Origin of the sequence: Lactobacillus juensis (assembly GCF_036246285.1) — a bacterium.
In the GTDB taxonomy this organism is placed as follows: domain Bacteria; phylum Bacillota; class Bacilli; order Lactobacillales; family Lactobacillaceae; genus Lactobacillus; species Lactobacillus juensis.
Window position 1 is genome coordinate 837,309 of record NZ_BTTS01000001.1, and the last position, 21,157, is coordinate 858,465.

The following is a 21,157-nucleotide window of genomic DNA, read 5'->3' on the forward strand; positions in this document are numbered from 1 at the left end:
ATCAACTATTAGATGACTTATTGGTCTTTATAAATTCTAAACTCTCTTAAATCTCTGACTAAAAGTTATTCCGTTAAACTTTTTTACTTTTTACCGGCTAGACGCTGAAATCCCTTCACAATTTCTACTATTAAAATCATACAAATTCCCGCTCCTAAAACAATTAACCATTGAGTCGAGTTAAGTTCGGTTACATCAAAGAACTTGGTCATAAACGGTAGTTCAACTGCCGCCATGACAACAGCAGAAATTAGTATCGCCCAATTAAACCATTTATTAGCAAAAGTCCTTTTAGAAAAAATTGATTGGTGAATATACTTAGAATTAAAAGCATGAAACAGTTGAATTAGGCCTAAAGTGAGAAAAGCCATTGTCAGAGCATCAGCATGTTGCAGATTGGCATTACCCATATGAGGGCCAAAATTTAAGCCTAGTTGATAAGTGGTTAAAACAATGGCACCTTCTAAAATTCCTTGATAAATAATTGAGCTGGCAACACCACCACTGAAGAAGTTTGATTTTTTACCCCGTGGTGTCCGTTTCATAATACCTTTTTCAACTGGTTCAAGTCCCAAGGCAATAGCTGGTAAAGTATCTGTCACCAAATTAATCCACAACAATTGCACTGGAGCTAAAATATCCCAACCTAGCATGGTCATCATAAATACTGTTAAAACTTCCCCGACATTACAACTCATGAGGTAAAGAATGGCTTTTTGAATATTGCTAAAGACCTTGCGCCCTTGTTTAACAGCTTCAACAATCGTAGCAAAGTTGTCGTCTGCTAAAACCATATCGCTGGCACCTTTTGATACTTCAGTACCGGTAATGCCCATGCCAATTCCAATGTCAGCTTGCTTTAAACTAGGTGCGTCATTAACGCCATCGCCTGTCATAGCCACAATTTTGCCCTGAGCTTGCCAAGCCTTAACAATACGAACTTTGTGTTCTGGTGAAACCCTGGCATAAACATCAAAGTCTGCCACATGTTTTTCTAAATACTCATCGCTAAATTCATCAAGTTGAGCACCGGTGACTACTCGTTCATCTTGTCCGGGCTTTAAAATTCCCAGCCTTTCCGCAATTGCCTGCGCGGTTACTTGAAAGTCTCCTGTAATCATAACTGTTCTAATACCGGCACTGTGAGCTTCTTTAATAGCCTCTTTTGCTTCAGGGCGTTCTGGGTCTATCATCCCTACCAAGCCAGCAAAAATCAAGTCCTGCTCCACATTATCAGTTGTAGGATCATCATATAATTGTTCAACTGTTTTATAGGCTAACCCCAAAACTCTCAACGCATTTTTAGCCATATTTTGATTTGAAAGCATAATTTCATCTTTTTGCTTCTCAGTGATCTCACTGACTTTACCATCAAGTTCAATCCGCGTTACTCGCTTAAGCAGTTGATCTGGAGCTCCTTTAACTGCTACAAAATATTGTCCATTGTTCTCATTAATAGTACTCATTAATTTACGACCGGAATCAAATGGCACTTCCTGGAGTCTCTGATGATTTGCAAGCAAATTATGCACATCAATTTTTTGATCAAGCGCATACTGAACCAATGCAGTTTCAGTTGGATCACCCAACAATTGATTATTATCATCAAGTTTTGAATCATTAGCTAAAACCATTGCCATTAAAGCATGATTATCATGATTAATGCTATTTGAAGATTGATGAATCTTGTTATCATAATAAACCTGTTCAACTGTCATTTTATTTTGAGTTAAAGTACCGGTTTTATCAGAACAGATGATATCCGTTGCTCCCAAAGTTTCTACTGCTGGCAACTTACGTACAATCGAATTGTGCTTGGCCATTACCTGAGTACCTAGAGCCAAAATAATAGTTACGATTGCAGGTAAACCTTCCGGAATTGCTGCAACAGCAAGTGAGACAGCTACTAAGAACATATCGATTGCTAACTTATCAGTGGGTTCCGTACCCTTTTTAGTGAAAAAGCCTACAACGAATACTACCGCGCAAATGATTAAAATCATTATAGTCAGTGTCTTACCCAATTGGTTGAGATTACGCTTTAATGGTGTATCCGTTTCATCAGTGTTGTTAAGCATTGTCGCAATTTTACCGACTTCAGTATTCATACCTGTTGCGGTAACGATACCTTCACCGCGACCATATGTGACATTGGTATTAGCAAATGCCATATTATCCTGGTCGGCTAAAGCTACCTTTTTTTCATTCACAGGTTCACTATTTTTATCAACCGGAACAGACTCGCCAGTCAAAGCAGATTCTTCGATTTTAAGACTTTTAGTAAGAGTTAACCGCAAATCTGCCGGTACAACATCGCCTGCTTCAAGTAAAACCACATCTCCTGGGACTAATTCAGTACTTGGTATTTCCACAATCTGACCATCACGCCGAACATGGGCATTAGGAGTGGCCATTTTTTTCAAAGCATTAATTGCTTCTTCAGAACGTGTCTCTTGAAAAACGCCTAAAACTGCGTTCAAGATGACCACGATCATGATAATTGCCGCATCTGTCCATTCCTGAGCCACAAAGCCGGAAAGTAACGCTGCAACTATCAAAACAATGATCATGAAATCCTTAAATTGGGCTAAAAAGCGTTGCCAAATGCTAACTTTCTTTTTGCTAGTCAAACTATTAGAACCATATTTTGCTCGTAATCCATCTATTTGACTCGCCCTTAAACCACTGGATACAGACGTTGCAAAGTCCTTTGCAACATCCTCAATTTTTTGATTGTAAAAATTTTGGGGCATCTTTACCTCCTAATAACAAAAAAGAGACTTATATGTACAACACACACAAGTCTCACTATTTAAGATAAGTCCAGAAGTATTTCTTCGGGTGTTGGGCTTATCGCAAGTAATTGCTGTTACTCCCTTATGATGCTTCTTATTATAAATAAATTTTTTACTTTTAACAAGAATAAGGCTATTAAATTAGTTAAATAAAAACACATGGCTTCATATTACGAGAAGTCATGTGTTTAATAAATAATAATATTTACTTAAGACCTGTCCACTTCCATTCAGTAACTTCAGGCATATCTTTACCATTGTCACGAATGTATTGGTGGTGTTTTGCAAGTAATCTATCCATTTCCGCTACAAAGCCTGCACTCTTTTCAGCATATTGAGGAACACTTAAAATAGCATCTTTTGCCAAATGGAAACGATCAAGTTTATTAACTACCCGCATATCAAACGGTGTAGTAATATCCCCTTCTTCTTCATAGCAGTGAATATGAACATTGCTGCGCTTGCGACCAAACCAAATGGATTGCATCATTGCTTTATAGCCATGCCATGCAAAGATTACTGGCACATCGCTTGGGAATAATTGCTCAAATTCTTCATCAGAAATTGCTTCTGGATTATCCTTAGTATTCATTAATTTCATAACGTCAATGACGTTAATATAACGAATCTTGAGATCAGGGAAATTCTTATGCAAAATATCGATTGCAGCAAGTGATTCCATTGTCGGTTCCGTTTCAGTTGAAGCAAAGACAACATCAGGCTTAGCATTTTGGTCAGTTGATGCCCAATCAATGTATGATAAGCCGTGGTTGGCAATACGAGTTGCTTCATCAATCGAGAACCACTGAGGTCTTTCTTGCTTAGAAGTAACCAAAATATTGATGCACTCACGATCGGTGAAAGCTTTTTGCGAAACTGCCAAAAGAGAATTAGTATCAGCTGGTAAATACTCATGAACTAAATCAGGACGATTCTTTTCATACATGTGAGTCAAAACACCTGGGTCTTGGTGAGTATAACCGTTATGGTCTTGTTGAAAGACAGTTGAAGTTGCAATAAAGTTAAGTGAAGGATAATCCTTACGCCAGTATTGTTCCTTAGCCTTTCTTAACCATTTCATGTGTTGAGTCAACATTGAATCTACAACACGACCAAATGACTCATAAGTAGCAAAGAAACCGTGGCGACCAGACAAAACATAGCCCTCAAGCCAGCCTTCATCTTGGTGCTCAGACAATTGTGAATCGATCAACCGACCACTTGGCGCCAAGTTTTCATCATTAGGCGTATGAACGGAACTTTCCCATTGCCGTTTTTGCTCATCAATAAATTTAAATAAACGGTTTGACTTAGTTTCATCTGGTCCAAAGCCGCGGAAAGTACTTGGATTGAGTTCAGCAATTTCGTTTAAGTATTTAGCCCATTCGGTCATGTCTTCAGCTTCAATAGAACCTGGTTGATCAAATTTCAACGCATACTTGCGATAATCCGGCAGACTAAGACGTTTAGCTTTTTCTCCACCCGCATTAGTGATTGGATTCATGGCCATCCTACTATCACCAGTAACATTATCAGCTGTCACGATTTCTGTTGGGACGCCATTTTCATCGAATAACTCTTCCGGTTTATAGCTCTTTAGCCAGTCCACCAGCATATCTTTATGTTCCATGTCATCTTGAGCAACAGGAATTGGAATCTGGTGAGCTCTAAATGAGTTTTCAATTGGATTACCATCAAGATCCTTCTTTGGACCTGTCCAGCCCTTTGGCACCCGGAAAATGATCATTGGCCAGTGTGGTAAAGTTTCATCATTATTTTCACGAGCATTCTTCTGAATTGCCTTAATTTCTTCAATTACGGTATCCATTAATTTGGCCATTTCTTCATGAACCTGCATATGATCTTTGTAACCGTCAAACTCGCCACCGTTATATGCAGAAATAATATAAGGATGCCAACCCATGCCTTCAAAATACTTGGTCAATTCTTCATCCGACATTCGGGAAACGATAGTTGGATTGGAAATCTTAAAACCATTAATTTGCAAGATTGGCAAAACTGCCCCGTCCTTAATAGGATTAATAAATTTGTCGCTAAACCAGCTAGCTGCAAGAGGTCCAGTTTCTGCCTCACCATCACCAATTTCAACTGCGGCGATAACATCAGGATTGTCTAAAATTGCACCTGTGCCATGGGAAAGTGAGTAACCTAACTCACCACCTTCGTGCATCGAACCGGGGGTTTCAGGTGCAGCGTGCGAAGCAGAACCACCTGGGAAACTGAAACGCTTGAAGAGCTTAGCCATTCCTTTTTCATCTTGTTGAATTTCAGGATAAAGCTCGCTGTATGAACCATCAAGGTATGAATTAGATACCATAACCTGACCACCATGACCTGAACCTTCAATATAGAACATGTTCAAACCATACTTTTTGATAACTCTATTTAAATGAGCATAAATAAAGTTTTGAGGTGAAATAGTGCCCCAGTGACCAATTGGTTTTGGTTTAACTTCATTTGCCTGCAATTCATGCTTTAATAACGGATTGCTCATTAAGAAAAGTTGGCCTACAGATAGATAGTTTGCTGCACGCCAGTGAGCATCAACACTTTTGAGAAATTCTTTTGAGTCGTAATCAACTGCCATTTTTATTCTCCCTTTTAAATATTTGCTAAAATTCATTTTATAAACATATTATAGCAAGTTTTTGGTAAAGTTCAACCATTTTAAAAATTGGTTCGTCCCAATTATAAAAGTACGCGTTTGGCTCTCACACAATACTAAGAAAAGCTGCTATCACTATATTTTTTATTTACAGATCAGCATATTTATGTTCAAATACTGATAAACACTTATTTTTTAACACAAATACAGAAAAAAAGATAAAGTAATATTGACTATGATGCTAAATTAATGGGAGGAGAAGTAATATGACACAAGAAGAATGTCTGCGGCAAATTAAGCAAATGCTTAATCAAGAAAATCATTTGAGTACTCGCAAGTTAGCAAATTATTTCAACATTTCTTTTGACACAGCCCGTCGTGATGTAGTGCGGTTAACTTCAACTGGCCAAGCTATCAGAGTTCACGGTGGATTAGTCGCAATAGATCGAAGTGATGTGCCCAACTTTCTCACGAGAAGTCAAATCGATTCCCCGGTCAAAACCAAGATGGCAAAAATGGCTCAAAGGTTTGTCCATTCTAATCAATGCGACTTTATTGGTCCATCTACCACTTTAAAAAAATTGTGCAAATTAATTTGTGGTACTGATCTCCAGATAGTCACTAATTCAATCGACAACTCTTTAGCATTGTTGCAATCTAAATTACCAAGGGTAAGGCTTCTTGGAGGCAAAATGGATAAGGAAGACAGGTTTAATTACTCTGTTGATTCACTTGAACTTTTGCATCGACTGAGCTTTAATACTGCCTTTATTGGCACATCGAATGTTAAAAGTGATGGCATTTATTCCGCAAAAATGGATGATTCAGAAATAATCAAAGTTGCCTGTTCCAGAGCAAAACAAGTGATCGTCGTCGCAGAAAAATACAAATTTGATAGTCAAAATACTTCTCCTTACATGTCAATTCCGCTTAATAAGATTGACGTTCTAATCACCGATTTGCCTTTGCCCAAAAAATTTCAGAATTGTTTTTCGCCCAAAACGCAAATCATTTCAGTATTAAGGAAGTGAGGTTATGCGCAGCTTTTTAGCTAGTTTGTTTTCAACAAAGCAGCAACAGCTAATCGAAGAAGTTTATCAAGATTTAGACCAATTTTATAACAGTTTTTTTAGTAATATATACAATGAATTGAATATCAAAAAATATAAGCAAATTCGTGATGCCGTTGGTATGGTAATGCGCAAGTTTGACAGTAAAGATCACCCATTAGATTATACTGGCAAATTAGTATTGTATATTGAGGCATGTGTCGCAATGCAGCATTTGCATTTAACGACCTTGCAGCAAAAACTTTTACGTGACTTAAGTGATAAAACCAGAAAAATCAACTTAAACTTTGTTTATACTGGACGGATTATGGATCTGCAACAATTCAAGAATGTTTGATTTTCTTTTTTAAATAGAATGTATCCCAAAAAAGCAGGCTTAAGCCTGCTTTTTCTATTTATTCAAATTAACAAATGTATTGAATTTCATATATTGATAATGAATTCGCATTGTAGAAACTTCAAATGGAGTTCCATCATCCAAAAAGAAGATACCTTCCATTACTCCTACTGGTTCACTCTTTTTTAAATTAAGTCGAGACTGGTCTTCATCATTTGAAGGTTCAACCGTAATATTCAGAAACGCTTTGGTAACGACTTTATTTTGCGAATCTTCTAAGTAATTAAAAAGTGATTTTTTCAAGTGTTCTGGTTTGAGTTCAGGAACAATTTTAATCGGTACATAGCCTGTTTCTATTAAAAATGGTTGTTCATCTAAAAAACGCAGCCTTTTAAATTGGTACACAAAGTCATTTTCTTTAAGAAATAAGTCTTGTGCTATCCCTTTGGGAGTCTTGATTACGCTAAAAGAAAGCAATTTGATCCCCTGCTTTTTGCCTGGAACCTTCAAACTATCAGTCAAACCTAGGTTAGACCCTTCATAACGAAACAAAGATTGATTTTTTAAATATAAAGGGTTAATAAATGTTCCACTACCCCTTTTTTTAAAGACAATCCCTTGTTGAGAAAGCAGCTCCATCGCCCTTTTCATTGAGGAACGACTTACTTGATAGTGTTCAGCTAGACTACGCTCGTCTGGAAGGCGCATCCCCTCATATTTATTATCTAAAATATTCTGTTTAATATCGCGCATTACAGTACGATAAACGAAATCAGCCATTATCTACCTCAATTATTTATATTCTTGACGGCAGCAATTAACCATTCTGAAAATTGCTTGCGGTCAACTTTCACTCCAACTTGAACATTTGCTGGTTTATTAAAGAAGTTATTAAAATCAATCAAAGAAGCACCATAAGCGCTTGGACTTTTGGTATCAACTAGAACATATGCAGGCTCAAAAATAAACATTTCGGGTTTTACCAGCATGCCTGCTGCCAATGCATCGTATACTTCACGGCCATTGGTTTCAGTATGATCATGTAAATTACTCATAATATGATAGAGCATGTCTCCCGTTCTGCCTAATTGCTTAATTTGGGCCAAAACATCTGAAGTCACATATGCTTGATGTCCTAATTCAAGAGGTGCCAACAAAATTTTTACACCACTTGAAAAAACAATCTGGGCTGCTTCAGGATCTCCTGCCACATTATATTCTGCATAAGGTCCCCAATTGCCGCGACCGATTGCACCACCCATAATTACAAGTTGCTCAATTTTATCCAGATCTTCTGGAAATTGTCTAAAGTAAAGTGCAAAATCTGTTGCTGGTCCAATTTGCATTAACGTTACTTTTTCAGCACTGCCCGCAACAACTTCATGAATTGCCTCTGCAGCAATACCTGGTTTTAACAAACTCATATCAGGGCTAGGAAAGTCAAACCCAGCCAGTCCACTCTTTCCGTGAACATCCGAAGCATCAATTTGATCTCGCAATAATGGTCTGACAGCACCACTTACAACGGGGACAGTGGTTTTTAAAAATGTTTCCAATTTTAAAGTATTATCCAAAGTATTTTTCAATGGTACATTGCCCCAAGTTGCTGCTATTAATTTAACATCAAATTCAGGAGCAAATAAGGCAGCGGTAATTGCTACAACATCATCAATTCCGGGATCAGTACTAATTATCAAAGGTTTTTTTAACATGAGTATCCTCTTTTTAAAAAATAGTTATAAAACAATAATACCAAATTTAGCCTTTTCTTGCTGTAAAAATAAAAAGAGTTAACCAAATAGACAAACTTGGGTCAACTCATAAATTTACTTTTTACGATCTTCTATCTTACCATTTGAATGAGCAATAATGGCTTCATCGCACATTCCCAAAAAAAGCCCATGTTCTACCACGCCTACGGTATGATCCAAATAATCAGCTAAACCACCAGGAACAGGAATAGGATCAATATTCAAATCGATAATAAAATTGCCATAATGAGTTACAAAGCGTTCATTTCCTGACATGCGCCACTGCGGATTTAAGCCTTCAGCTTGAAAAAGTCTAAAATTTTGTTCACATGAAATAGGTAAAACTTCAACAGGCAAAGGAAAACCGCTTAAACGCTCAACCACTTTAGATTCGTCTACAATCCAAATTATTTTGCGAGAATTAACTGCAACGTTTTTTTCCATGGTTAAAGCGCCACCGCCACCTTTAATACCATCAAAATTAGCTGCTAATCTGTCTGCACCGTCGATGGTCAAATCCAGTTGGTCTACTGCTTTCAAGTCATCAACATGAAACCCGTAGCTTTCCATTTGCTTCTTGCTTCTACTTGAAGTCGTTACCACGGCTGCTAAATTAAGTCCTTCTTCTTTTTTTCTTCTGCCCAATTCATCAATTAAAAATGCCACTGTTGAACCAGTACCTACTCCTAGTTTCATTCCAGGTTTTACTAATTCAGCAGCTTTAATTGCAGCCTGCTTTTTTAACTTATCCTGTTCTTCTTTATCCATGATTCATGCTTTCTAAAATACGTAATTGATCTGTGACTAAAATTATTATAGCAAAAATATTAGAAAAAGAAGATACAAAAAAAGCAGCTATAAACTGCTTTTAAACTTGACTTTATTATTCCGGATCAATTTCAGGAGCCTTGTTAATTTCGCCTGACATCATCCAAATTCTCTTTTCTACATCAGTGTGGAAACCAGTTAACATATCATTAGTTGAATAGTCTCCTTCTTCATCACTGACTTTAATGCCTTCTTCATAGAGTTGATCAAGGTAATGGTAATCTTCAATAATTTTTGCATAACGTTCATCTATTGTTTCGTTCCAATTGCCCTTTTCATCAGGAATCTTAGTTTTAGCTGCTATTTCACCTAAGGTTGAAACTGGAGAACCATCAAGAGTAATTAAACGTTCAGAAACTTGATCCAGTTGGTCAGCTAATTCGTCCATTACCTTATCTAAATATGGATGTAATTTCAAAAAACGATTACCACGCATGTACCAGTGATGTTGATGAACCACCATGTGTAGTTGAGTCAAATCAGCAACTAATTGGTTTAAAACTTCTTTAGTCTTTGGATATTTCATATAAAAGTGCCTCCAAAATCTATTAACATTGTTACACTTTTATTATAGCCAGTAAGCGCTATTAATACTAAAATATTGTTTAGCATTTTTTACTCCTACTATAATCTATAATAAAAAAATCTGCCTTTACCAGACAGATTTTAAATAATCTATTTTTTATGCAACATCTGGGGTTGCATTGTTCTTCTCTTTCTTTAGAGTGACATTGTCATAATGCTTAATAAACGGATACCAGATTAGAAATGCAACTATTGCACATATAATTGCGAGGATCCCTCCTTGCCAACTTGTCGTAGCTAAGTAGCCACCAATACCAACTGGTGTTGGCCAAGGCTGTTGTACTCTAATGACCGGAACTATCCTTGCCGCAATAGCTAAATAAGCTACCAGACCGGAAGCCATTGGAGCACAAATAAACGGCACAAATAAGTCAATATTATACACAATAGGCAACCCGAACAGAATTGGTTCGTTTATATTGAAAATTGCTGGTACAATTTCAACTTTACCTAATTCTTTCAACTGTGTTGAACGTGCTCTTAATACCAGCCAGATAGCAACACCTAATGTGGCACCTGAACCACCAATTGTAACAAACGCATTTAAAATTTCACCAGCAAAAACATGGTGAGTACCTTGATTAACATTTGCCTGCATATTAGCTAAAACTATTGGTGAATAAAAGGAGCTAATAATTGTTGCGCCATGAATTCCAAACCACCATAAAAAGTGAATTAAAAAGAGTATGATCAGGAATCCCCACCAAGTATCTGCAATATTGCTGATGAAAGAAAACGGGATAAATAACACATTGAATAAATCAGTTCCTGCCAAAACTAAGGCCATATTAATTGCCGACATCACTACAGCAACACAAAAACCAGGTATCATGGCACTAAATGAGTTTGCCACTCCTGATGGGACTGAATCTGGCATTTTTATTTGCCAGTTGTGCTTAATTGTAAAGCGATAAATCTGAACGGTTATCCACGCAACCACTAATCCAATAAAAATACCTACAGCACCTATACGATAAATACCAGTTAATGGACCTGCTTGGTATCCGCCAGCAACCATTTTGTCTTTAGTAAATATGGTTATAAATTCTACTCTGCCATTTTTCCAAACTAATTCAGCTACGGTAATAAAGAACCCCATTAAGAACATCATCAAGCCATCTATAGGTATCAAGTTTAAATGTTCTTCATCACGGTAAATTTTTGTATAAGAGTAAGCAAAAGTACCAGAGAAAACTAGTGCGATGATGCCCATAGTAGCATTATAAACAGACTGAAACAGATTAGTAAGACGACCTATTGTTCCCGCATACCAAGTAGCAAACCCGGGAGCGGGAATTGCTTGCGGCAATACAGTCAAAATTAAGAAAATGGACCCAATTATCGAAAATGAAATAACGCTATAACCCGCATCCATAATCGACCTTACAAATCTTGTGGCAGCAAATTTACCGGCCACTTCAGCAATTCGATCTTTTATTGGTTTTTGATTTGGTTCAGCCATAAAATATACTCCTTTCAAATAGTAATACATAATCAATTACTATTAACAAATATTGTAAGCGTATTCAAATAAAATGCAACTATTTGTCTTTTATTGCAGTTTCGATTGCATTTAAATATTTATCTTTTCCAATAATAATGTTATGTATTCTACGTTCACAGAAATAAGCTAACAAAATGCCAGCTAATAAAATAGCAATCATAAAATAACTTGAACTTGTACTGGTTATAAAAGGGAAGATTTGCAATTTAAAAGGTAAAAACAGACAAACGATCAGAAAAGTATTAGCAACAATTTGTATCCAAAAATAAATTCTTGTAATTGGTACATCACTCCTGTGGTTGTACATTTTTGTTATCTGTTCTATAGCAGCAATGCTGGAGAAGAGAGTTAGTATACCAGATAAAATTATCCCTAAGAGTTTTTTATATTGAACTAAAATTAACAGCCAAAAAAGGTTAGCAAACAAAAAAATGACAACACAATAACGGACCATTAGATAACGGCTAAAATAAAGATATTTGATCTTATCATTATGTTTTTTACGTTCAACTTTATTTTTCTCTAAAGAACTATTCATTTTAAGCTTCATTCCTTTACTATATTATATTAACAAGTATAGTCTAAATTAATCAAATAATGATAATAATTGTACGCCTTGAACTATAGGTAATAATTGTTATAAAATATATCTGTTAACGCTATCACAATTAACTAAAAAGGAGATAAAAATGTATTCAGCAAAAATGCCAGATGGATTTTTATGGGGAGGAGCCGTTGCTGCTCATCAGTTAGAAGGTGCTTGGAACGAAGATGGCAAAGGAATGTCAGTTGCTGACGTCATGACTGTAGGTTCTGCTTCTAAGCCACGCGAAATCACTGACGGAATTGTTGCAGGCAAAAATTATCCTAACCATAGTGCAATAGACTTTTATCATCACTATAAAGAAGATATAAAATTAATGGCAGAAATGGGTTTTAAAGCCTTCAGGACCTCCATAGCCTGGACTAGAATTTTTCCCAACGGTGATGATGAACACCCAAACGAAGCCGGTTTAAAATTTTATGATGACTTGTTCGATACTTGCCATCACTACGGCATTGAGCCAGTAATTACTTTATCTCACTTTGAAATACCATTTAATTTAGTTAAAAAATACCACGGCTTTACTAACCGCAAATTAATTGATTTCTTTGTTCGCTTTGCCACAGTTTGTTTTAAACGGTATCAGAGTAAAGTGAAATATTGGATGACATTTAATGAAATTGATAACCAATCTGCATACAATGATGACTTTTTAATGGCTACAAATTCTGGAATTATTCTTAAGAACATGACGGATAAAGAAAAAGAAGCTGCAATGTACCAAGCGGCTCATTATGAATTAGTTGCTTCAGCTTTGGCTATTAAAATTGGACATAAGATTAATCCAGATTTTCAAATTGGTTGTATGATTAACTATTCTCCAGTAAGACCTTTGACCTCTTCATCTGCTGATATGCTCCTAGCAGATAAGTTTGAACAAAGGCGCGACTGGTTCTCAGACGTTCATGTTTTTGGTGAATATCCCAAAGAAGTTGAAGCATATATTGAACGAAACGGCTATCGTCCTGATATTACTGATGAAGACAGAATTGTACTGAAAGAAGGTACAGTAGACTATGTTGGCTTCAGCTACTATCAAACAACAACTGTCTCAGCCCAAAATGTAAAAGCTGATGAATTGAGTGACTTAGCTAAGGCAAAAGCTGCTAATCCAACTTTAGAAAAAAGTGATTGGGGCTGGGAGATTGATCCCGCTGGTTTGAGAATTGCTTTAAATCATTTAACTGACCGCTATCACAAACCACTTTTTATTGTGGAAAATGGTTTAGGTGCATATGACAAAGTTGAAAAAGATGGCTCTATTCATGATGATTACAGAGTAGATTACTTAAGAAAGCACATTTCTGAAATGGAAAAAGCTGTGGAAATTGACGGGGTTGACCTAATGGGCTACCTGCCATGGGGGCCAATTGACCTGGTATCCGCTGGAACGGGGCAAATGGATAAACGGTATGGCTTTATCTATGTTGACAAAAATGATGCTGGTGAAGGTACTTTGAAACGATCACGCAAAGATTCATTTGACTGGTATAAAAAAGTTATTAGTTCAAATGGTCTAAATTTAGATTAGAATAATATTTTAAACAATCATAAAATAAGCGATTCCGCCAATCAGCAGAAATCGCTTATTTTTTAAGTATTCAATTTTTTTACTATAGACCCCGAATAGCCCTTAAAAATAACTGCCAGTCACAAAAAGCATGACTATACTGTTACATTAACTTCGTAACTATTCTTTAAAAGTTACTAAATAATTGATCTATTTTTTGATATTCGTCTGAAGTTAAATCAACTTTCATAGCGGCCGCATTACTCTTAACCTGGGCAGCATTACGGGCACCTGGAATGACAACGCTAATTGCAGGATTCGCCATATACCATGCTAATACGGTTTGTGTAACTGTCGCTTGATGATCAGCAGCAATTTTTCTGATGCCGTCAATACCTTTCATTGCCTCATCATATTGCTTTTCACTGAAATCTCCCAGTAATTTTCCCCCATCACTATTTTTAAATTTTTCCCAGTCTTTTGAATAATATTTACCGGTCAAAAGTCCTGATGCTAATGGGAAGAACGGTACAAAGGAAATATTATTTTCTTGTAAGTACTTTAATTCTTCTTTAACCGGAGCTTGGTGAACTAGGCTAAACTGGTCTTCAACAATGTCAACTTTGCCATTTTTGTTTGCTTCTTTAATTTGAGCTAAAGAAAAATTGGAAACACCAATTGCTCTTATCTTACCCGCTTTGCGAATCTCATCTAAAGTTTCGATTGCTTCATCTTTAGGCGTATCCTTGTCCGGAAAATGAATGTAAAAAATATCAATATAATCTGTTTTCAATCGTAACAAGGCTTCATCGACTGCTTTTTTAATAAACTCAGGTCTATTATTGATAGCCATATCGTGTGACTGGTCTTGAGCTGCCTTGGTAGCAATAATTACTTTGGACCGATCATAGTCTTGCAGCACATCACCAATAATTTCTTCAGATCTTCCCAGACCATATACATAAGCTGAATCAAAAAAATTAATTCCTTGTTTTAAAGCTTCTCTTAAAAGATCATAGCCATCTTGTTCATTTAAATTCTGAAATAAGTTATGTCCACCAACTTTGTTAGTTCCTAAACCTAACGGAGTAGTATAAACGTCACTTTTACCAATTTTTATTTGTTTCATTTTGATTCTCTCCTAAATAAATGACTTGAGAGGCTCAAGGCAATAATTTTGTAATTTATACATATAAGAAAAAAGCAGACCGCATTTCATTAAAGCTAAATCAGTTAAGTCAATTCAGTGTTTTTTACCTAGGTAATTTATAAAAAATTACCTATTTATTAACTAATTGAAATTATTGTAGAAATAAGTTTTAACTACTTATTAGCAGTTTCTTTCTTTAACGCACCTGCTTTAAAAAGCTTTTCATAAAGGTCTACCATTTCTCCAGCCAAATCCCTAAAGGTAATGGCATTCATCAAATGATCTTGTGAATGGACTACCAGAAGGGTAACCTTCGTGTGATCTCCTTGAGCCTCTTTCGTCAACATCCCTGTTTGAGAGTTATGTGCTTCGTTCAAAGATTGATCCGATTCTTTCAATTTAGCACGTGCACCTGCAATGTCACCCTTTTTCGCAAGACGAATAGCTTCAAATGCAAGGCTTTTAGCGTTACCACCATTGGCAATAAGTCCCATGGCTGCTTCTAAAGTTTCTTGTTCTTTTTGTTCAGGTGTTTCCTTTTCAGACATCGTAATCCCCTTATCCGTTAATTAAGTCTTCTGCTTGTTGTAAAACCTTTTTACCATCCATCATGCCATAAGCACGCATATCAATAACTCCAAGAGGAATGTCCTTACCTTCTTTTCCTTGACCTTGGACTTTATTCTTAAAGTCATCTTCCATATACCGAATTTGAGGTCCAAGCAACACACAGTCGGGATGATCTTGTTCAATGTGTTGTGAAGCTTCTGAAGCTGGACACGCAAAAATATGTGCGTCAATACCCTGATCCTTCGCAGCTTGCTGCATTTTGGTAACCAATAAAGATGTACTCATTCCGGCACTGCAGTTAAGCATAATAGTTTGTTCTGCCATAATAATACTTTCCTCCTAAAATGTATCCTAATATTAATATCTTCTATTATAGCACGTTTAAAATAGCGCTTACTAATATATCCATTAATTTTTACATTATTCGAAATTTATAATTACATCTAATTTTTTCTAATTAAAAATAAATATTCGTGGTTATGCACTACTTTGCTTACCACGAATATTAATATAATATAGTCTAAATGTATCTTTTAAAAATTTACATAATAATTGCCTGTGGTCTTTTAAAGAATCAGTTAAAATCCCCTAAAAGCCATCACAATGCCAGCTATACCAATAATTAACAATGCCAAACCAATAATTAGAGAAGTCCACATTGCCACTGGCATAAAGCCGTTATTAGTGCCCTTATGCAAGATTCCACGGATATAAACGACACTATTAACTATTTGATAAGACCCTAAAGCCATCATAATCACAGCAATGATCATTAAAAATGCTGCACTTGTTAAAAAGTTTGTCATTTTAACACCCTCTTTTAAATTAGCTCACTATATTATAAAGTAATTTTACCACCTTTTGAAATTAAAGTGGCCAAAATTTTATCATGTTTTTTAACTCTAAATTCAAAAAATGATAAAAAAAGGAAATGAAACCGCTAATTAGTAAAACTAAGCCAACAAGTAACTCTTATTAGACTGTCCCACCCGATAACGCTGACTGAGTAAAGTTACACAAACTCCATAACTATGCCAAAGCTGATAGATTTCAATTTTATTTTGTTTAGATAATTTAGACATAAAAATAACCCCCCAATTTTGTCCTAAATTTGGGGGTTATATTATGGGTCATATCATGACCGCTATACTTTTTGATACTTAGAATTCTTCGTCATCAGCAGATGGCTCGACCTCTTGATAACGATAAATCCCAGTTTTACCAGCTGTCATTATTCCAGAAAGCAGCTCTTCTTTCTTTAGCTGACTACGATTGATGAACAGTTCCAGCAACATGGGAATATTAACACCCGTGATAATTTCCATTTCCGGATTACTTTTTAGTAATCTGACCAGCGTATTAAAAGGAGTTCCTCCCTTTAGATCTGTTAAACAAAAAACTGTTCCTTTTAGCTGGCTGATCTTTTCACTTATTTCAGACTTTAATTGTTCTAAAGATTCGCCATCTGTGAAACACACGGTTTGGCAATTTTCTTGTTTACCGCAAATCATCTCTGCTGACTTTAATAATTCAGGTGCTGAATTACCATGTGTACAAATAATTACTCCAACCATATAATCACGCTAAAATTAATAATCTAAGCAGCGGTAATAACGGCGAATATCCATCGGGTGACGGTTAATATGCTCAATATGAACATCAATTCTGTTATTAATCGCATGGAAGACAAACGGCGACAAGGTGCCACGATATTTTTCTGAAAAACCCGGCAGGTCATAGTCTTTAGAATCAATAATAGTATAGTTACCACAAATTTCTGGTAAAAATTTAGCAACACGTTCACTTAATGGCCGTTGACTGTCTTCACCGACATAAACGGTAACTGGAGTATCCCGGTCAACAATTTCAAACATCCCATGGAAAAATTCTGCTGCTTCCACTGCGCGCGTTCTAATCCAGTGCTGTTCTTCCCAATAGCACATTGCATATGAATAAGTGGCGCCCCATTGATTACCGGCACCGACGAAATAATGAATTTCATCGTCATGGTGTTTCTCGGCAAATTTTTGGGCAAAATCATCTGCATTTTCTTCAATGTCAGCAATGTCTTTTGCAAAATGTTGATCCATTTCTTGATAAAATTCGTCATAATCTGGAAATTCACCATTCAAATACATTAAGCGATCTGCGACCATAAAGAATTTTAACTGTTCATTTTCAGGATAAGAAATACAATATGTTAGCATTGAAGCTAACTTAGCTTTCGGATCGTCCATAAAACCTAAAATGATTGCACCAACTTGGTTTAAGTTTTTAACTGCATCAACCATTTCTTTAGTATTTCCAGTAACTGAAGATATCACCACCAAGGTCTTATCTGTAATACGTTTATTACCAGTTACATTATATTCAGCAGCATTTTGATAAAAAGTTTCTAAAGCACTTTTTTCCTTCATGTGGATATTAGCCTGCATCCCTGAAGCATAGGTGCCACCAATTCCTAGCCAGCAAATGTTGGTTATGCCTTTTTTAAATAGTGGATCAATCACATTGTTAATTTGACCTCGCAGTTTAAGAGCACCAGTCATACTATCAACTAATTTTTGTTTATTAAACTTACGCATTTTTCTTCCTCTTTTTTTAAAATTATTCTATATTTTTGAAGCCGTTATTTCATCAAAATCAGGGTACGCAGAATGTTGCAAATCTATCTTCTTCACTTGTGATAACTTATAAGCCAGCAAGTGAACGGGTACAGTCATAAATAAAGAAGCCAAAAGTTCGCTTGTTGTAATACCTAGACTAAGGCCGTCAGCTGTTTCACTTTCATCTTCACCTGCATATATCGTGTAGACATTTTTAACATGCTTATTTAAGAACTGCTTTAAAAGCGCCATTCTGTCATGTAATTTTCCCAACGGGTCTAAACAAATGATAAAGTCATCCGCGTTCAACCCCAGATAAGGACCGTGCATGTATTCTTCCAGTTCTTTTCCCCAAGCATTAATGCGAACCGCTTCTGTCGTCTTGGTTTCACCTTCGCGGCTGACGCCATAAGCTGCGCCGTAACCGATAAAGACTAATCTCTTCGCGGTGGCAAATTTACTAATGTTATTTTCAACCCAACTACTTGCACAATTAATTACTTCAGGCATCTTCTGAACTATACTTTTTATTTCAGCTAAAATTTGTGTAAATTCGACAGACGAAAGTTTGCCTGTTTTTTCTGCAATTAACATTGCTAATAACATTAAATCTAAAATTTCTACGCTATAGCCAGCACTAACATAAGGCATTTCTTCAACTGGCATTCCCATATCTAAAACGTGATGGCAAGCTTTTCCAACTGGACTGTCAAGCTCACTTGTTAAAGCAAAAACTGTATTACCGGCATCTTGTAATCGCTTAATAATTTTTACTACAGAGTAGCTGTGACCGCCTTGAGATATCGCAATACATAAAGAATTTTGCTCAACATGAAGCAAATAATTTTCAGCTATAGACGGCTCTTCAATTTTTACCGGCATTTTTAAAATATTGCTCATGAATGGCAATGCACCATATGCAGCATTAGAACTGGAACCAGTTGCATAAATAACAACATTAGTAATATTATTATTTATTTGACCTATCTGCTTAGCAAACAAGTCCTCATAATTTTGCAAAACTGCTTCATAGTATTTTGGTTCTAAGTGGACATAATCTTCTATACTTTTCACAAGAGTCTCCTTAAATTATTGACCCAGCAATCCTGACCAGGCACCAAATATTCCGATTGCTGCTATCAGTAACAAAATATATTGTGATTTCCAGCCTTTTTTATCAAGCCAGAAAATAAAGAATGTGAATAGTAATGGTAAAATACCGGGAACAATGCCATCACAAATTTTTTGAACAGTAGTCGCTTCAGCACCACTACCAATTTTCAAAGGCATTTTCAACGTTACCATGGTTGCAACCATAGCTCCGACAACAGCAAGTCCTAAAACAGAAGCACCATAGGTTAATTTATCCATTAACCCAGTCTTTTGCACTTTATCAATAAATGATGAACCGATATTGTAGCCAATAAACAAACCGTAGTATCTAGTGATAATAGCTGGAATATTAAAAATCAATAAGAACAAAATTGGTCCTAAAATATTTCCTTGCATTGCTAGAGAAGTACCAATTCCCGTGGCAATAACCCTTAACGTACCCCAAAAGAATGAATCACCGATACCACTCAAAGGACCCATTAGTGCAACTTTAATGTTATTGATTGAAGCTGCATCAAAATCAGGATCAAGTTCGTTTTGCTCCTCCATTGCAATTGAGATACCTAAAGGAAAAGTACTGAGCCATGGCGTAACATTATAAAATTCCAAGTGCCGTTTATAGGCTTCTTTTAATTTTTCCTTGTTTTTGCCATAGATCTTTCGTAAAGCTGGAACCATGGAGTAGGCATAACCAAGATTCATTTGGCGTTCATAATTCCAAGCCCATTCCATCGTGAATGAGCGCCAGAATGTTTTCATTAAATCTTTTCTGGTGAGTAACTTAGAATTCTTCATCTTCATAATCTATGCCTCCATCATCTGAATCTTTTTCACTTGTATCATTAGAATTAGCAGCAGTATTTACTAACGGTTGACCTTTAAATGCGGAATAGCCAGTTAGAATAAGAGCCAAACATGCGCCGAAAATGGCTACGCCAGTTACCGATACTTTGAGATAGACTGCCAAGGCGAAACCAATAATAAAGAAAGTGACATTATTCTTGTTGACCATCATCTTAAGCAGCAAAGCAAAACCATACGCAGGTAAAAGTCCTGTGGCAATGCCCAAGCCATTAATAATAAACTGAGGAATAACGGCTAAAATTGCTTTAATTACTGGGCTACCTAGCACATAAGAAATGCCAACTACTAACCCTATTGGCAAGTTAACTGAGAAAAAGCCGCCCAGTACGTTCATCCGACTTACACCGCTACCATCAGCTTCTTCGGCATATTTATCAGCGCGGTGAACGAAGAACGGCAATATGAAAATAAAACACAAATTTTTGATTACCAAAACCAGGGATGCAATGGGAATGCCCAAGGTTAAAGCAACCCCAGTGCTCTTCCCCGCTCCGATGGCAAAAGCAGTTCCCAAAACACTACCGGAAATTATTTCTGGGGGAATTGCAGCACCAATAGAAAATGAACCTACAAAGGCTAACTCCAAAGTTGCCCCCATAATAATTCCTTGATGCAGGTTACCCAACACCAAGCCAGTTAGCGTACAGGTTACAAGTGGCCTTGACAGCATGGATGAACCAACAAAGTATTCACCATTACCCATCATCGCAATTAAAGCCAAAATAATTGCGGTTAAATATACATTCATTATTTACCTCCAATCATTTCTTATGAAATTCTTGTTTCTCATCATTTGGCACCTGCTGAATCCAGACATCTACTCCCTTTTGCTGCAACTGAGCTAATTCATTAGCTTCTTCTGCAGTTAAATTAATAGTTTTAGAGTAGTTTGCTGTTCCTTCTCTGGGCTTAGTGCCACCAAGATTAAGGCCAGTTATTTTGTCTCCAGTTCCCTTAATTAATTCAACAGCATCAGCAACCGATTCCACTACGATCAACATTTTATATTTATCTGTTACACCCGAATTAATTGCTTTAATACTGTCTGCTACAGATTTCATTACTAGCTTTGACTTTTCTGGTTTTGCCAATCTGATGGCCGACTTGCGAAAATCATCATGAGCAACATCATCATTTACTACAAATATTGTATTAACGTCTAAGCTATTAAACCAGGAAACAGCCACTTGTCCATGGACCAAGCGATGGTCAACTCGCACTAGTTTAATCATTTTTCTTTCCTC

General features: G+C 36.4%; 22 protein-coding genes. 3 read left to right on the forward strand and 19 right to left on the reverse strand.

What is annotated here, in order from left to right; all coding sequences use genetic code 11:
- Window positions 1–83: 83 nt before the first annotated feature.
- Both AAA926_RS03980 and AAA926_RS03985 read right to left on the reverse strand, forming a co-directional pair.
- Window positions 84–2,753 (reverse strand): calcium-translocating P-type ATPase, PMCA-type, encoded by a 2,670-nt coding sequence (locus AAA926_RS03980; protein ID WP_198180935.1) that lies wholly within the window; start codon window positions 2,751–2,753, stop codon window positions 84–86.
- Window positions 2,754–3,000: 247 nt separating this feature from the next.
- The gene (locus AAA926_RS03985; RefSeq protein WP_198180936.1) at window positions 3,001–5,403 is read right to left on the reverse strand and encodes a phosphoketolase family protein; all 2,403 of its coding nucleotides are present in this window, start codon (window positions 5,401–5,403) and stop codon (window positions 3,001–3,003) included.
- A gap of 284 nt (window positions 5,404–5,687) precedes the next feature.
- Between AAA926_RS03985 and AAA926_RS03990 the strand changes: the two genes are divergently transcribed.
- Together AAA926_RS03990 and AAA926_RS03995 are read left to right on the forward strand one after the other, a co-directional pair.
- On the forward strand, window positions 5,688–6,452 hold the full coding sequence (locus AAA926_RS03990; protein ID WP_198180937.1) for a DeoR/GlpR family DNA-binding transcription regulator: 765 nt from the start codon (window positions 5,688–5,690) through the stop codon (window positions 6,450–6,452).
- Window positions 6,453–6,456: 4 nt separating this feature from the next.
- Window positions 6,457–6,828 carry a bacteriocin immunity protein gene (locus tag AAA926_RS03995; protein ID WP_198180938.1) on the forward strand — a complete coding sequence of 124 codons (372 nt, stop codon included), beginning with the start codon at window positions 6,457–6,459 and terminating at the stop codon, window positions 6,826–6,828.
- Window positions 6,829–6,882: 54 nt separating this feature from the next.
- On the opposite strand, the gene AAA926_RS04000 is transcribed toward AAA926_RS03995, so the two are convergent.
- The 6 genes from AAA926_RS04000 to AAA926_RS04025 form a co-directional block, all read right to left on the reverse strand.
- Complete coding sequence (locus tag AAA926_RS04000; protein WP_198180939.1) at window positions 6,883–7,608, reverse strand: GntR family transcriptional regulator; 726 nt, start codon at window positions 7,606–7,608, stop codon at window positions 6,883–6,885.
- Between the two features lie 8 nt (window positions 7,609–7,616).
- Complete coding sequence (locus AAA926_RS04005) at window positions 7,617–8,540, reverse strand: nucleoside hydrolase (RefSeq protein ID WP_198180940.1); 924 nt, start codon at window positions 8,538–8,540, stop codon at window positions 7,617–7,619.
- Between the two features lie 114 nt (window positions 8,541–8,654).
- Window positions 8,655–9,347, reverse strand: a complete 693-nt coding sequence (gene rpiA / locus AAA926_RS04010; RefSeq protein WP_198180941.1) for a ribose-5-phosphate isomerase RpiA — start codon at window positions 9,345–9,347, stop codon at window positions 8,655–8,657.
- Window positions 9,348–9,462: 115 nt separating this feature from the next.
- Complete coding sequence (locus tag AAA926_RS04015; protein ID WP_034977145.1) at window positions 9,463–9,933, reverse strand: Dps family protein; 471 nt, start codon at window positions 9,931–9,933, stop codon at window positions 9,463–9,465.
- 156 nt (window positions 9,934–10,089) lie between these two features.
- Window positions 10,090–11,454, reverse strand: a complete 1,365-nt coding sequence (gene celB, locus AAA926_RS04020; RefSeq protein ID WP_034977143.1) for a PTS cellobiose transporter subunit IIC — start codon at window positions 11,452–11,454, stop codon at window positions 10,090–10,092.
- A gap of 79 nt (window positions 11,455–11,533) precedes the next feature.
- Entirely contained in the window at window positions 11,534–12,034 is a 501-nt protein-coding gene (locus tag AAA926_RS04025; protein ID WP_198180942.1) for a PTS cellobiose transporter subunit IIA, read from the reverse strand.
- 151 nt (window positions 12,035–12,185) lie between these two features.
- On the opposite strand from AAA926_RS04025, the gene AAA926_RS04030 reads away from it, so the two are divergent.
- On the forward strand, window positions 12,186–13,631 hold the full coding sequence (locus AAA926_RS04030) for a 6-phospho-beta-glucosidase (protein ID WP_198180943.1): 1,446 nt from the start codon (window positions 12,186–12,188) through the stop codon (window positions 13,629–13,631).
- A 166-nt stretch (window positions 13,632–13,797) separates the two neighbouring features.
- Here the strand turns inward: AAA926_RS04030 and AAA926_RS04035 are convergent, their stop codons facing one another.
- From AAA926_RS04035 to AAA926_RS04085, 11 genes are all read right to left on the reverse strand, one after another.
- On the reverse strand, window positions 13,798–14,739 hold the full coding sequence (locus tag AAA926_RS04035; RefSeq protein WP_198180944.1) for an aldo/keto reductase: 942 nt from the start codon (window positions 14,737–14,739) through the stop codon (window positions 13,798–13,800).
- A gap of 194 nt (window positions 14,740–14,933) precedes the next feature.
- The gene (locus tag AAA926_RS04040) at window positions 14,934–15,308 is read right to left on the reverse strand and encodes a PTS lactose/cellobiose transporter subunit IIA (RefSeq protein WP_198180945.1); all 375 of its coding nucleotides are present in this window, start codon (window positions 15,306–15,308) and stop codon (window positions 14,934–14,936) included.
- 10 nt (window positions 15,309–15,318) lie between these two features.
- Window positions 15,319–15,654, reverse strand: coding sequence for a PTS sugar transporter subunit IIB (locus tag AAA926_RS04045; RefSeq protein WP_034977128.1), 336 nt, complete (start codon window positions 15,652–15,654; stop codon window positions 15,319–15,321).
- Window positions 15,655–15,908: 254 nt separating this feature from the next.
- Window positions 15,909–16,136 carry a hypothetical protein gene (locus tag AAA926_RS04050; RefSeq protein WP_198180946.1) on the reverse strand — a complete coding sequence of 76 codons (228 nt, stop codon included), beginning with the start codon at window positions 16,134–16,136 and terminating at the stop codon, window positions 15,909–15,911.
- A 147-nt stretch (window positions 16,137–16,283) separates the two neighbouring features.
- A complete protein-coding gene (locus AAA926_RS04055; RefSeq protein ID WP_255528837.1) occupies window positions 16,284–16,412 on the reverse strand; it encodes a hypothetical protein in 129 nt (42 codons plus the stop codon).
- 78 nt (window positions 16,413–16,490) lie between these two features.
- Window positions 16,491–16,904, reverse strand: a complete 414-nt coding sequence (locus tag AAA926_RS04060; protein WP_198180947.1) for a PTS sugar transporter subunit IIA — start codon at window positions 16,902–16,904, stop codon at window positions 16,491–16,493.
- A 15-nt stretch (window positions 16,905–16,919) separates the two neighbouring features.
- A complete protein-coding gene (locus tag AAA926_RS04065) occupies window positions 16,920–17,915 on the reverse strand; it encodes an SIS domain-containing protein (RefSeq protein ID WP_198180948.1) in 996 nt (331 codons plus the stop codon).
- Between the two features lie 27 nt (window positions 17,916–17,942).
- The gene (locus AAA926_RS04070; RefSeq protein ID WP_198180949.1) at window positions 17,943–19,010 is read right to left on the reverse strand and encodes an SIS domain-containing protein; all 1,068 of its coding nucleotides are present in this window, start codon (window positions 19,008–19,010) and stop codon (window positions 17,943–17,945) included.
- A gap of 15 nt (window positions 19,011–19,025) precedes the next feature.
- Complete coding sequence (locus AAA926_RS04075) at window positions 19,026–19,850, reverse strand: PTS system mannose/fructose/sorbose family transporter subunit IID (RefSeq protein WP_109585973.1); 825 nt, start codon at window positions 19,848–19,850, stop codon at window positions 19,026–19,028.
- Entirely contained in the window at window positions 19,831–20,661 is an 831-nt protein-coding gene (locus tag AAA926_RS04080) for a PTS mannose/fructose/sorbose/N-acetylgalactosamine transporter subunit IIC (protein ID WP_198180950.1), read from the reverse strand. The genes AAA926_RS04075 and AAA926_RS04080 overlap by 20 nt, the downstream gene beginning before the upstream one ends.
- Before the next feature lie 13 nt (window positions 20,662–20,674).
- Window positions 20,675–21,145: a PTS sugar transporter subunit IIB gene (locus tag AAA926_RS04085; RefSeq protein WP_198180951.1), complete on the reverse strand. Its 471-nt coding sequence runs from the start codon at window positions 21,143–21,145 to the stop codon at window positions 20,675–20,677.
- Between the last annotated feature and the right edge of the window lie 12 nt (window positions 21,146–21,157).

Bases quoted from the DNA above. Each gene is read 5' to 3' on its own strand.
- AAA926_RS03980 (WP_198180935.1), bottom strand. From the start codon at position 2,753: ATGCCCCAAAATTTTTACAATCAAAAAATTGAGGATGTTGCAAAGGAC.
- AAA926_RS03985 (WP_198180936.1), bottom strand. From the start codon at position 5,403: ATGGCAGTTGATTACGACTCAAAAGAATTTCTCAAAAGTGTTGATGCT.
- AAA926_RS03990 (WP_198180937.1), top strand. From the start codon at position 5,688: ATGACACAAGAAGAATGTCTGCGGCAAATTAAGCAAATGCTTAATCAA.
- AAA926_RS03995 (WP_198180938.1), top strand. From the start codon at position 6,457: ATGCGCAGCTTTTTAGCTAGTTTGTTTTCAACAAAGCAGCAACAGCTA.
- AAA926_RS04000 (WP_198180939.1), bottom strand. From the start codon at position 7,608: ATGGCTGATTTCGTTTATCGTACTGTAATGCGCGATATTAAACAGAAT.
- AAA926_RS04005 (WP_198180940.1), bottom strand. From the start codon at position 8,540: ATGTTAAAAAAACCTTTGATAATTAGTACTGATCCCGGAATTGATGAT.
- rpiA (WP_198180941.1), bottom strand. From the start codon at position 9,347: ATGGATAAAGAAGAACAGGATAAGTTAAAAAAGCAGGCTGCAATTAAA.
- AAA926_RS04015 (WP_034977145.1), bottom strand. From the start codon at position 9,933: ATGAAATATCCAAAGACTAAAGAAGTTTTAAACCAATTAGTTGCTGAT.
- celB (WP_034977143.1), bottom strand. From the start codon at position 11,454: ATGGCTGAACCAAATCAAAAACCAATAAAAGATCGAATTGCTGAAGTG.
- AAA926_RS04025 (WP_198180942.1), bottom strand. From the start codon at position 12,034: ATGAATAGTTCTTTAGAGAAAAATAAAGTTGAACGTAAAAAACATAAT.
- AAA926_RS04030 (WP_198180943.1), top strand. From the start codon at position 12,186: ATGTATTCAGCAAAAATGCCAGATGGATTTTTATGGGGAGGAGCCGTT.
- AAA926_RS04035 (WP_198180944.1), bottom strand. From the start codon at position 14,739: ATGAAACAAATAAAAATTGGTAAAAGTGACGTTTATACTACTCCGTTA.
- AAA926_RS04040 (WP_198180945.1), bottom strand. From the start codon at position 15,308: ATGTCTGAAAAGGAAACACCTGAACAAAAAGAACAAGAAACTTTAGAA.
- AAA926_RS04045 (WP_034977128.1), bottom strand. From the start codon at position 15,654: ATGGCAGAACAAACTATTATGCTTAACTGCAGTGCCGGAATGAGTACA.
- AAA926_RS04050 (WP_198180946.1), bottom strand. From the start codon at position 16,136: ATGACAAACTTTTTAACAAGTGCAGCATTTTTAATGATCATTGCTGTG.
- AAA926_RS04055 (WP_255528837.1), bottom strand. From the start codon at position 16,412: ATGTCTAAATTATCTAAACAAAATAAAATTGAAATCTATCAGCTTTGG.
- AAA926_RS04060 (WP_198180947.1), bottom strand. From the start codon at position 16,904: ATGGTTGGAGTAATTATTTGTACACATGGTAATTCAGCACCTGAATTA.
- AAA926_RS04065 (WP_198180948.1), bottom strand. From the start codon at position 17,915: ATGCGTAAGTTTAATAAACAAAAATTAGTTGATAGTATGACTGGTGCT.
- AAA926_RS04075 (WP_109585973.1), bottom strand. From the start codon at position 19,850: ATGAAGATGAAGAATTCTAAGTTACTCACCAGAAAAGATTTAATGAAA.
- AAA926_RS04080 (WP_198180950.1), bottom strand. From the start codon at position 20,661: ATGAATGTATATTTAACCGCAATTATTTTGGCTTTAATTGCGATGATG.
- AAA926_RS04085 (WP_198180951.1), bottom strand. From the start codon at position 21,145: ATGATTAAACTAGTGCGAGTTGACCATCGCTTGGTCCATGGACAAGTG.